Origin of the sequence: Paenibacillus sp. 7516 (assembly GCF_002272715.1) — a bacterium.
Taxonomy (GTDB): domain Bacteria; phylum Bacillota; class Bacilli; order Paenibacillales; family Paenibacillaceae; genus Paenibacillus; species Paenibacillus illinoisensis_A.
Genome location: NZ_NPBI01000024.1, coordinates 520,880 through 531,965 on the forward strand (window position 1 = coordinate 520,880; position 11,086 = coordinate 531,965).

The following is an 11,086-nucleotide window of genomic DNA, read 5'->3' on the forward strand; positions in this document are numbered from 1 at the left end:
GAATCCCCTTTTAAAGGGGAAATCCGGTGATAAAGGCGAACACTTCGTTTCTTTAGATTGGTCCTGCACTCTCCGTTTTCGTGTAAACATCAATTTTGCTTTATAACTTCACTAATATACTGGGAGGAATTTAAACATGGAACAATTGCGTAAGAATGACCCTGCAGTACTTGAAGCGATGAATTTGGAGTTGAAACGCCAACAGAACAACATTGAGCTGATTGCATCCGAGAACATCGTAAGTGAAGCGGTAATTGAGGCGCTTGGATCTGTACTGACGAACAAGTACGCTGAAGGATACCCAGGCAAACGTTATTATGGTGGCTGCGAGCACGTGGATGTCGTGGAAGATATCGCACGTGACCGTGCGAAGGAACTGTTTGGAGCTGAGCACGTAAACGTACAGCCTCACTCTGGAGCACAAGCAAATATGGCAGTTTACCTTGCAGCATTGAAACCAGGTGACACGGTACTGGGTATGAATCTTGCCCATGGTGGACACTTGACTCACGGCAGCCCGGTGAATGCATCTGGTTTGCTCTACAACTTCGTGGCATATGGCGTACAGGAAGATACATTCCTGATCGATTATGATGAAGTGCGCAAAGCAGCGTTCAAGCACCGTCCTCGTCTGATTGTTGCAGGCGCAAGTGCATACCCGCGTACGATTGATTTTGAAAAACTCGCTTCTATCGCAAACGATGTAGGTGCATTGTTCATGGTGGACATGGCCCATATTGCAGGACTGGTTGCTGCTGGATTGCATCCGAGCCCGGTTCCACATGCCCATTTCGTAACAACGACAACACACAAAACGCTGCGCGGACCTCGTGGCGGTATGATCCTGTGCCGCAAATCTTGGGCAGCAGCAATTGATAAAGCCGTATTCCCAGGTTCCCAAGGTGGACCTTTGATGCACGTTATTGCTTCCAAAGCGGTGGCACTCGGTGAGGCCCTGCAGCCTTCGTTCAAAACTTATGCACAAAACGTAGTGAAAAACGCTCAGGTTTTGGCGGAAACACTGATTGCCGAAGGATTGAACATTGTATCCGGCGGTACAGACAACCACTTGATGCTGATTGACACTCGCAGCGTGAACATCACAGGTAAGGAAGCTGAGCATGTCCTCGATTCCATCGGTATTACCGTGAACAAAAATGCAATTCCATTTGATCCGACCAGCCCGTTTGTAACGAGCGGCATTCGTATTGGTACTCCGGCAGCTACTTCCCGTGGCATGAACGAAGAAGCCATGGTTGCTATCGGTAAAATCATTGCCAAAACATTGAAAAATCCTAAAGATACAGCGAAACTGGATGAGGCCCGCGCGGAAGTAACGGCTCTGACAGACCAATTCCCGCTGTACACAGATCTGAAATACTAGTCCATCTACCAATGGAATTATTGTACAACTAGAGCAAAAAGGACCGGAACATGCCAAGTTTCCGGTCCTATTTTTATAGTATTCGGTTTTCTGTAATGATTACATGTCCTTTGATGGTGTAATTCGGTGTAGGTGATGATATAATATACAGGATTTATCGGGCCTATGAATGATGATTAGGCATTATTGGAAATGCTGAACATGAAGAACTTACCGGAGGGACAAATTAGATGGGAAAATTAGTAATATGTGATCACCCCTTGATTCAACACAAACTGACGTTTATACGCGACATGCGTACGAATACGAAAGATTTCCGTGAATTGGTGGATGAAGTGGCTACACTGATGGCTTACGAGATTACAAGAGATGTTGAACTGGAGACTATTGATGTACAAACTCCTGTAGCTGAAACACAAGGCAAAGTTATTTCCGGACGTATGCTCGGACTGGTGCCGATTCTGCGTGCAGGACTCGGAATGCTCGATGGCGTTGTGAAATTGTTGCCAGCTGCAAAAGTTGGACATGTTGGTCTGTTCCGTGATCCGGAAACATTGCAACCGGTAGAATACTACACCAAACTGCCTACAGACGTTACAGAGCGTCAATTGATTGTCATCGACCCGATGCTGGCGACTGGCGGTTCTGCCATTGCTGCTATTGACGTGCTCAAAAAACGAGGCTGCACGCAAATTAAAATGATGAACCTTGTGGCAGCACCTGAAGGCGTAAAAGCTGTTCAGGAGGCGCACCCGGATGTAGACATCTACGTTGCGGCGCTGGATGATCGTCTGGATGATCACGGTTATATCGTTCCCGGATTGGGAGATGCAGGAGACCGTCTGTACGGCACTAAATAAGCATGCTGCATGCTGAATAGAAAAGGGGCTTTGTTTGAATGTCCAAGAAAATTAAAGTCATGACGATATTCGGAGTTCGTCCGGAAGCCATCAAGATGGCTCCGCTTATTTTGGAACTTCAGAAACATCCCGAATCTATCGAATCCATCGTCTGTGTGACCGCACAACATCGTCAAATGCTGGATCAGGTTCTTGAAGTGTTTAACATTCAACCGGACTATGATCTGGACGTGATGAAAGATCGCCAAACGCTGAATGAAATTACGATTCGTGTGCTTGGTGGCCTGGAGCCTGTACTGCGCGAAGCGAAACCCGATATCGTGCTTGTTCACGGGGATACGCTGACTACGTTTGTAGCCAGCTATGCAGCGTTTCTACAGCAGATTCAGGTGGGCCATGTGGAAGCAGGTCTTCGTACATGGAATAAACTGTCTCCGTATCCGGAGGAAATGAACCGCCAGTTAACCGGTGTGCTTGCAGACATGCATTTTGCACCAACGGATTGGTCTTTCTCCAACCTTGCCAAAGAAAATAAACCGGAGTCTAGTACCTATGTCACAGGCAACACGGTAACAGATGTGTTTCAATATACAGTACGGCAGGATTACACACATCCGGTACTTGAATGGGCACAGGGCAAACGTCTTGTGCTGATGACAGCTCACCGCCGTGAATCCCAAGGCGAGCCTCACCGCAACATTTTCCAGGCCGTCAAACGGATTGCCGACGAGTTCGAAGATATTGCCATCGTGTACCCGGTGCATCCAAGTCCTGCTGTGAAGGAGCCGGCTCACGCGATTTTGGGGAATCACCCCCGTATTCAATTAATTGATCCACTAGACGTGGTGGATTTGCATAACTTTTATCCGCATACTCACTTGATTTTGACCGATTCAGGCGGTTTGCAGGAAGAAGCGCCTTCGTTTGGTGTGCCCGTGCTGGTCCTGCGGGATACAACGGAGCGCCCGGAAGGCATCGAGGCCGGAACGTTGGAACTGGTGGGTACGGATGAGGAACGTGTTTATGAACGGACCAAAGCTCTGCTTACGGATGAAACGCTGTATGCAAGCATGAGTCAAGCTGCCAATCCATACGGTGATGGACATGCATCGGAAAGAATTGTCAATGCGATTTTGCACCATTTTGGCGTAAATAGTGAGCGTCCGGAATCATTTCACAGAAAATTCAAAAAATAATTCGTTTTTTCTGACTGAATCATAAAGGGTACAGCATACAGTTAAACTGTACGGTTTACGCGGGTTTATGGGCTCCCGGGGGCCTATAAACCCGTCGTTTTACCCTTTAAAACGCTAAAATCAATCAATTGACAAAGGCTCTCATCATTCAGTAAAATTAACTGGGATTGCAAGGGTGGCGTGGAAAATGGCCGATTCGAACAAACCAAATTCATCCCGTAACCATGACGATAATGTATGGAAAGCGATGGGACTCGTGACAGCTTTTGGGATCGAGATTGCCATTCTCGCTGTTGCCGGATATTACGCTGGCTCCTGGTTGGACAAGACCATTGGAGGTAACGGAATATGGATCGCCGTAAGCGTTCTCTTTTTTCTGGCCGCAGGCGGCGTGAGCATCTACTTTATCGCGAAAAAATTCATGGGGGAAAGTGATGAGTGAACTAACCAGATACCGCAGATGGATGACTGTTTTCATCATGTACTTTCTTATGATTTGTTTTCTCGCAGCGGCCTTTATGCCACGTGTGGAGACAATTGCTTTGGGACTGGCCCTGGGTACGGGAATTAGCTGGATCAATGCATTTTACCTGGGCTACAAAGTAAGGAAAATGTCTGATGATGCGGCAGAAGGTAACTTGAAGCGTGTGAACCTGGGATTTTTGACAAGAGCGGCACTCGCTGTGCTCGGTATATTCATATCGATGCGCTTTCCGCAGTACTTCAATACATATGCGGTTGCAGGCGGTCTGGTCATTGCGCAATTTTCCTTACTGATTATAGGGATCGTCTATTCCCGCAGAGCAGAATGATGTTAGGTGCTGCAGCTTTCAAGTCGAGAAAGGGGTGAGAAAAATATGCATGAAGCTCCAATTATTATGCTTGGCGGATTTCGATTGGATCTATCGGTTGTGTTGATGCTGGTTGTTACAGGTGCCCTCGTTTTTATCTTTGCTGTACTGGCTACACGGAGGTTGTCCGTTGAAAACCCCGGCAAGCTGCAAAATTTTATGGAGTGGGCAGTCGAATTCGTCCGCAATCTGATTTCCAGTACGATGGATATGAAGAAAGGGAAGCACTTTATCTCTCTCGCTCTTTCCATGATCATGTTCATCTTTGTCGGTAACATGCTGGGTCTTCCGTTCCAGGCAGTAACCGCAGTGGACAGCGCAGAGCATGCGCAGGTGTTTGGTCAGCCGATCGTTACAGCGGTCGATGCGTTTGAAGAAGCGCATGCCAAAGACCCTGAAGCACACCCACACGTTGAATTGGCATGGTGGAAATCACCTACAGCTGATTTATCGGTAACGATGGGACTGGCGCTTGTTGCGTTCATGGTATCTCATGGACTCGGATTGTTCCGCAACACGAGAGGTTATCTCAAGCACTACCTTCAGCCATTCGCCTTGTTCTTGCCCATCAACTTGATTGAGACGGCATCCAAGCTGTTGACACACGGTATGCGTCTATTCGCGAATATCTTCGCGGGTGAGGTACTGATCACAACGATCCTGAAGCTGACGACATTCAAAGTGTTTGGCGCAATTGCTGCCATTCCGTTGCTGATGGTGTGGCAAGGCTTTAGTATCTTTATCGGCGCGATCCAGGCATTTGTTTTTGTAATCTTGATGATGGTGTACATTTCACAGAGCATCGAGACGCACGACGAACATTAAGTTCCAAGCCCGACGAAGATTTCTTCACCAGGCTGAACAATAAAAAAATTCGATTTATAATTTTAAGGAGGATATACAAATGGGAGCAATGGCATTAATCGCAGCAGCAATTGTTGCAGGACTGGGCGCGTTTGGCGCAGGTATCGGTAACGGTATGGTAATCAGCAAGACAGTAGAAGGAATCGCTCGTCAACCAGAAGCAAAATCCACTCTTCAAACAACAATGTTTATCGGGGTAGGTCTGATCGAGGTATTGCCGATCATCGGTGTGGTACTCGCGTTCATGTTCTACGGTATGGCTTAATTAAATTGATAAGGTTTGGCGGGGAAGGCCATAGCCATCCGCGCCTTCTTTTTAGGTAATGTCCGTTCATGCGGATGAACGTTTCAAGGATACCTCCAGGAAGGAGTGAACAGATTGAGTTTCGTATGGGAAAATACGCTTCTTGCGATTATCGCATTTGCAATTTTATATTGGCTGCTTAGCCGTTATGCTTTCGGTCCTTTGTTCTCCATCATGGAAAAACGTCGCGAACTCGTGCTGACGCAGATGAATGAGGCTGCTCAGACTCGGGAACAGGCCATTGCCTATGTGGAGGAACAAAAACAAGCACTGGAGCAAGCGCGCAAGGAAGCTCACGACATCATTGAACAGTCCAAACAAACGGGCGGCAAACAGGCTGAGTCAATTCTGGCTGATGCAAAAGCTGAAGCTAATCGTCTGAAAGACGATGCGGTACGTGAAATTGAAAGTGAGAAGAACAAAGCAGTTGCAGCGCTTCGCAGCGAACTGGGTACAGCTTCCGTTCAAATTGCTTCCAAATTGATCAAAAAAGAAGTTGAGAACGGTCCAGCACAAGAAGAGCTTGTGAACCAATACCTCAATGAGGTAGGGGGCCGACAATGAGCCGCGATACGATTGTTGCCAAGCGTTATGCGAAAGCATTGTTCGAAGTCGCTCTCCAGCAGCAGCAGGTGCTTGAAGTTGAACAGGAACTGCGTGCGGTTGTCAGTGGATTGACTGGGGATGCCGAGATCATCAAGTTCATCGTATCTCCGAACATCTCTGATGAAGCCAAGCGGAACGTGCTTCATGCGAGCCTTGAAGGCAAAGTGTCCGAACCTGTTCTGCGTACGGTTCTGCTCCTGATTGAGCGTGGCCGTGTTGAACTGCTGGAAGCTCTTTTGAGTGATTATCTGAAGATCGAGGGCGATTCGCTCGGCATTGCCGATGCACGCGTTTACTCGACTTATGCATTGAATGATGAAGAAAAAGAAGCGGTAGCCCGTGAATTCGGAGGCCGTGTGAATAAAAAGATCCGTATCGAGAACATTGTCGATTCGACTCTGCTGGGCGGATTGAAAGTCGCCATTGGCGATACGATCTATGACGGCAGCTTGGCTGGCAAGCTCGAACGTCTTGAGCAGTCTTTTAACAGACGAGTACAGTAGATTGGGGTGAGGACACTTGAGTATCAAACCAGAAGAAATCAGTACATTAATTAAGAGCCAAATCGAACAATACAAGACCGATATCGATGTAGTCGAAGTCGGGACGGTTATCGAGGTTGGTGATGGTATTGCTCGTGTATACGGACTTGAGAACGTCATGTCCAACGAGTTGGTTGAATTCCCAAGCGGTGTAATGGGACTCGCCATGAACGTGGAAGAAAGCAATGTCGGTGTCGTTATCCTGGGACCTTACTATGATATTCGTGAAGGCGACCAAGTGAAGCGTACTGGCCAAATCATGCAAGTGCCTGTAGGCGAAGCATTGATTGGACGTGTTGTGAACCCGCTCGGTATTCCTGTCGATGGCAAAGGGCCAATCGCGACAACGGAATTCCGTCCGGTTGAAGGTAAAGCACCAGGCGTAATGGATCGTAAATCCGTTCATGAGCCGATGCAAACAGGTATCAAAGCCATTGATGCCATGGTACCAATCGGTCGCGGACAACGTGAGTTGATCATCGGTGACCGTCAAACAGGTAAAACATCGATCGCAATCGATGCGATCCTGAACCAAAAAGGCAGCGGCATGAAGTGTATCTATGTGGCTATCGGTCAGAAACAATCTACAGTTGCACAAGTTGTGGAAACTCTTCGTCGTAAAGGCGCAATGGAGTACACGATCGTTGTAACTGCAGCTGCTTCCGATCCATCACCACTCTTGTACATCGCACCGTATTCCGGTTGTTCGATGGGTGAGTACTTCATGTACAAAGGCGAGCACGTTCTGGTTATCTATGATGACTTGACTAAACAAGCTTCTGCTTACCGTGAGCTTTCCTTGCTGCTTCGTCGTCCTCCAGGTCGTGAGGCTTATCCGGGTGACGTCTTCTACTTGCACTCCCGTTTGCTGGAGCGTGCTGCGAAGCTGAATGATGAACTTGGTGGTGGTTCTTTAACCGCACTTCCGTTTATTGAAACACAAGCTTCCGACGTATCTGCTTACATCCCGACGAACGTAATCTCCATCACGGACGGACAAATCTTCCTGGAAGCCGACTTGTTCAATGCTGGACAACGCCCGGCGATCAACGTAGGTATTTCCGTATCCCGTGTCGGTGGTTCTGCTCAGATCAAAGCGATGAAAAAGGTTGCAGGTTCCCTGCGTCTGGACCTCGCTCAATATCGTGAGCTTCAAGCGTTCTCCCAGTTCGGTTCCGATCTGGATAAAGCCACTCAGGCCCGCCTGAATCGTGGTGCTCGCATGATGGAAATCCTGAAGCAGGGTGTAAACCAGCCTCTGCCTGTTGAACAACAGGTTGTAAGCTTGTATACAGCGGTTAAAGGATTCCTGGATGAAATCCCTACAGGTGATGTGACTCGCTTTGAACACGAATTCCTCGCGTTCATGGAGAGCAACCATCCGGAGATTCTCGGGTCCATCCGTGATACAAAAGAATTGACTGCAGACAACGAAAATGCACTAAAAGGTGCAATCGAGAAGTTCAGAAAGAGCTTCGCTGTCTCTGTCTAAATAGATGATTGCAGCTGCGGAGTTGTTTAACCGATTCCGCATGTCTGCATGTAAAACTTTGATGCTTTCAAAGTTTTAATATGCACACGAAGTAACTTTGGCTCTGTCAAAGTAAGATTGTGCTTACGATGTAGTTTTGACTTTGTCAAAACTGGTTTGGGCTTACGAAGTAACTTTGGCTCCGCCAAAGTTTTGAGGTGGTGAAATCATGGCAAAAGGCATGCGCGAAATTAAGCGGCAAATTAAAAGCGTACAGAGCACCAAGCAAATCACCAAAGCAATGGAGATGGTTGCAGCTGCAAAACTGCGTAAAGCGCAGGAAAAAGCTGAGGCAGCCCGTCCGTATTCGGAGAAACTGAAAGAAGTTGTGGCTAGTATTGCGTCAAGCACGCAAGGCATCCAGCATCCGATGCTCGAGAGCCGTCCGGTCAAAAAGACAGCTTACCTGATCATTACATCGGACCGCGGTCTTGCGGGTGGATACAATGCGAACGTTTTGCGTCAGGTCAATCTGACACTCAAAGAGCGCCATAACTCCCAAGATGACTACGAGTTGTTCGTTATTGGGCGTAAAGGACGCGATTACTTCAGACGGCGCGAAATTGCGATGGCATCCGTTACAACGGATCTATCCGATTCACCAGCATTTGCAGACATCAAATCTATTGCACACGAGGCTGTTCAAGGATTTGAGTTGGCTAAATTTGATGAATTGTACATTTGTTATAACCGCTTTGTGAATGCGTTGACCCAGATTCCTACGGTAGAAAAACTTCTTCCAATGGAAACACCTGAGGTATCTGCTGCGGAAGGACCGACGGCGAGCTACGAATACGAGCCTTCAGCTGAAGCTGTACTGGAAGTTTTGCTACCGCGTTATGCGGAAACGCTGATCTACGGTGCACTTCTGAACGGTAAGGCGAGTGAGCTGGGCGCGAAAATGACGGCAATGGGTAATGCAACCAAAAATGCATCCAAACTCATTAACGATTTGTCATTGACATACAACCGTGCCCGTCAAGCGGCGATCACGCAGGAGATTACGGAAATTGTGGCAGGTGCCAACGCAGCACAAGGCTAACCGTTTTTTATTTAATGAAGGCTTGCACTGCAAAGATAAACGAACGGAACTTTATTTTTGCCAAAGTAGCAGGCTTGTAGGAGGGGAACGTTAAGATGAACAAAGGACGCGTTGTGAGCATCATGGGTCCGGTTGTTGACGTCGAGTTTGATCGCGGCGGTCTGCCGGAAATCCTCAATGCCATTACGATCACTACAGTAACCGAAAGCGGCGTAAGTGTAAGTCTTACACTCGAAGCTTCGAAACATCTGGGTGACAACCGGGTACGTTGTATCGCGATGTCCTCCACGGACGGTCTCGTACGTGGTATGGAAGCAGTAGATACAGGAGCTCCAATCTCTGTACCTGTTGGGGAAGCGACACTGGGTCGTGTATTTAACGTACTCGGCGAAGCAATTGATACTGGCGGTACGGTAGCTGCTGAACATAAAAACCCGATTCACCGCTCTGCTCCTGCATTCGATGAACTGACGACTCAAGCAGAAATGCTGGAGACAGGTATCAAAGTTATCGACTTGCTGGCTCCTTACGCCAAAGGTGGTAAAATCGGTTTGTTCGGTGGTGCCGGTGTAGGTAAAACCGTTACTATCCAGGAATTGATCAACAACATTGCGCAAGAGCACGGTGGTATCTCCGTATTCGCGGGTGTTGGTGAGCGTACACGTGAAGGTAACGACTTGTATCACGAGATGAGTGATTCCGGCGTTATCAACAAAACAGCAATGGTCTTCGGCCAAATGAACGAGCCTCCAGGCGCACGTCTTCGTGTAGCCCTCACAGGTCTGACTATGGCGGAATATTTCCGTGATGAAGAAGGCCGTGACGTGTTGCTCTTTATCGATAACATCTTCCGTTTCACCCAAGCGGGTTCAGAAGTATCTGCCTTGCTCGGACGTATGCCTTCCGCGGTAGGTTACCAGCCTACGCTGGCTACAGAAATGGGTCAATTGCAAGAGCGTATCACTTCCACGAAAAAAGGATCGGTTACATCCATCCAGGCGATCTACGTACCTGCGGATGACTATACGGATCCGGCTCCTGCAACAACGTTTGCTCACTTGGATGCAACAACGAACCTGGAGCGTAAAATTTCCGAGATGGGTATCTACCCTGCGGTAGATCCACTTGCATCCAGCTCCCGGATCTTGGCACCAGAAGTTGTGGGTGAAGAACACTATAGCGTAGCACAAGGCGTTAAACGCATCTTGGCACGTTATAATGAGCTGCAGGATATCATTGCGATCCTGGGTATGGACGAGCTGAGTGAAGAAGACAGAGCGCTCGTTTACCGTGCTCGTAAAATTCAACGTTTCTTGTCCCAGCCTTTCCACGTTGCTGAAGCATTTAACGGTATTCCGGGTAAATACGTTCCGGTTAAAGAAACAGTGCGCAGCTTTAAAGAGATTCTCGAAGGCAAGCATGACGATCTGCCGGAAGCAGCATTCCTCTTCGTGGGTACGATTGAAGAGGCAGTGGAGAAAGCTAAAACACTGGTATAATCTGAATCCAGGATTGTCCTTATGAAGCGAGCTATCCTTCGGATAGTTTCAGGAGGGATGGAATTGAGCACCTTTTTGTTGGAAATCGTAACGCCTGAGCGTTTGGTCTATTCGGCGCAAGCAGATAGCATCATCGCTCGTGGTATTGAAGGGGAACTGGGGATCTTGCCAGGCCATATCCCTATGGTTACTCCGTTGCAGATTGCACCGATTATTATCAAAAACGGAAAAGAGAACAAGCAGGTCGCTATTGGCGGCGGCTTTATCGAAGTCCGCAAAGATAAGGTTGTTGTTCTCGCAGAAAGTGCCGAATTCCCGGAAGATATCGATGTGGATCGTGCGCGTGCAGCGAAGGAACGGGCAGAACGCCGTCTCAGCAGCCAAAGCAACCAGGACCACTTTGATCA

At 48.1% G+C, this 11,086-nt stretch carries 13 protein-coding genes; all 13 read left to right on the plus strand.

What is annotated here, in order from left to right:
• Positions 1-136 precede the first annotated feature (136 nt).
• Entirely contained in the window at positions 137-1,384 is a 1,248-nt protein-coding gene (locus CHI14_RS21905; protein ID WP_095291213.1) for a serine hydroxymethyltransferase, read from the plus strand.
• A gap of 230 nt (positions 1,385-1,614) precedes the next feature.
• The gene (upp, locus tag CHI14_RS21910; RefSeq protein ID WP_062321690.1) at positions 1,615-2,244 is read left to right on the plus strand and encodes a uracil phosphoribosyltransferase; all 630 of its coding nucleotides are present in this window, start codon (positions 1,615-1,617) and stop codon (positions 2,242-2,244) included.
• Between the two features lie 38 nt (positions 2,245-2,282).
• Positions 2,283-3,440: a non-hydrolyzing UDP-N-acetylglucosamine 2-epimerase gene (wecB, locus tag CHI14_RS21915; RefSeq protein WP_095291216.1), complete on the plus strand. Its 1,158-nt coding sequence runs from the start codon at positions 2,283-2,285 to the stop codon at positions 3,438-3,440.
• A 187-nt stretch (positions 3,441-3,627) separates the two neighbouring features.
• Positions 3,628-3,882 (plus strand): AtpZ/AtpI family protein, encoded by a 255-nt coding sequence (locus tag CHI14_RS21920; protein WP_024632723.1) that lies wholly within the window; start codon positions 3,628-3,630, stop codon positions 3,880-3,882.
• Positions 3,875-4,252, plus strand: a complete 378-nt coding sequence (locus CHI14_RS21925) for an ATP synthase subunit I (protein WP_095291219.1) — start codon at positions 3,875-3,877, stop codon at positions 4,250-4,252. The genes CHI14_RS21920 and CHI14_RS21925 overlap by 8 nt, the downstream gene beginning before the upstream one ends.
• A 45-nt stretch (positions 4,253-4,297) precedes the next feature.
• Positions 4,298-5,116: a F0F1 ATP synthase subunit A gene (gene atpB, locus CHI14_RS21930; RefSeq protein ID WP_095291222.1), complete on the plus strand. Its 819-nt coding sequence runs from the start codon at positions 4,298-4,300 to the stop codon at positions 5,114-5,116.
• A 79-nt stretch (positions 5,117-5,195) separates the two neighbouring features.
• Complete coding sequence (gene atpE / locus CHI14_RS21935; protein ID WP_017691934.1) at positions 5,196-5,420, plus strand: F0F1 ATP synthase subunit C; 225 nt, start codon at positions 5,196-5,198, stop codon at positions 5,418-5,420.
• Between the two features lie 114 nt (positions 5,421-5,534).
• Positions 5,535-6,023, plus strand: a complete 489-nt coding sequence (atpF, locus tag CHI14_RS21940) for a F0F1 ATP synthase subunit B (RefSeq protein ID WP_095291225.1) — start codon at positions 5,535-5,537, stop codon at positions 6,021-6,023.
• Positions 6,020-6,568 (plus strand): F0F1 ATP synthase subunit delta, encoded by a 549-nt coding sequence (locus CHI14_RS21945; protein WP_095291227.1) that lies wholly within the window; start codon positions 6,020-6,022, stop codon positions 6,566-6,568. Before atpF ends, CHI14_RS21945 begins: the two co-directional genes overlap by 4 nt.
• Before the next feature lie 16 nt (positions 6,569-6,584).
• Complete coding sequence (gene atpA / locus CHI14_RS21950; RefSeq protein WP_095291229.1) at positions 6,585-8,099, plus strand: F0F1 ATP synthase subunit alpha; 1,515 nt, start codon at positions 6,585-6,587, stop codon at positions 8,097-8,099.
• 208 nt (positions 8,100-8,307) lie between these two features.
• Positions 8,308-9,180: an ATP synthase F1 subunit gamma gene (atpG, locus tag CHI14_RS21955; RefSeq protein ID WP_095291230.1), complete on the plus strand. Its 873-nt coding sequence runs from the start codon at positions 8,308-8,310 to the stop codon at positions 9,178-9,180.
• Between the two features lie 95 nt (positions 9,181-9,275).
• Positions 9,276-10,679, plus strand: coding sequence for a F0F1 ATP synthase subunit beta (gene atpD, locus CHI14_RS21960; RefSeq protein WP_095291232.1), 1,404 nt, complete (start codon positions 9,276-9,278; stop codon positions 10,677-10,679).
• 63 nt (positions 10,680-10,742) lie between these two features.
• Positions 10,743-11,086, plus strand: a 344-nt coding sequence (locus CHI14_RS21965) for a F0F1 ATP synthase subunit epsilon (protein WP_095291234.1), incomplete at its 3' end; no start/stop codon positions are given.

Bases quoted from the DNA above. Each gene is read 5' to 3' on its own strand.
- CHI14_RS21905 (WP_095291213.1), top strand. From the start codon at position 137: ATGGAACAATTGCGTAAGAATGACCCTGCAGTACTTGAAGCGATGAAT.
- upp (WP_062321690.1), top strand. From the start codon at position 1,615: ATGGGAAAATTAGTAATATGTGATCACCCCTTGATTCAACACAAACTG.
- wecB (WP_095291216.1), top strand. From the start codon at position 2,283: ATGTCCAAGAAAATTAAAGTCATGACGATATTCGGAGTTCGTCCGGAA.
- CHI14_RS21920 (WP_024632723.1), top strand. From the start codon at position 3,628: ATGGCCGATTCGAACAAACCAAATTCATCCCGTAACCATGACGATAAT.
- CHI14_RS21925 (WP_095291219.1), top strand. From the start codon at position 3,875: ATGAGTGAACTAACCAGATACCGCAGATGGATGACTGTTTTCATCATG.
- atpB (WP_095291222.1), top strand. From the start codon at position 4,298: ATGCATGAAGCTCCAATTATTATGCTTGGCGGATTTCGATTGGATCTA.
- atpE (WP_017691934.1), top strand. From the start codon at position 5,196: ATGGGAGCAATGGCATTAATCGCAGCAGCAATTGTTGCAGGACTGGGC.
- CHI14_RS21945 (WP_095291227.1), top strand. From the start codon at position 6,020: ATGAGCCGCGATACGATTGTTGCCAAGCGTTATGCGAAAGCATTGTTC.
- atpG (WP_095291230.1), top strand. From the start codon at position 8,308: ATGGCAAAAGGCATGCGCGAAATTAAGCGGCAAATTAAAAGCGTACAG.
- atpD (WP_095291232.1), top strand. From the start codon at position 9,276: ATGAACAAAGGACGCGTTGTGAGCATCATGGGTCCGGTTGTTGACGTC.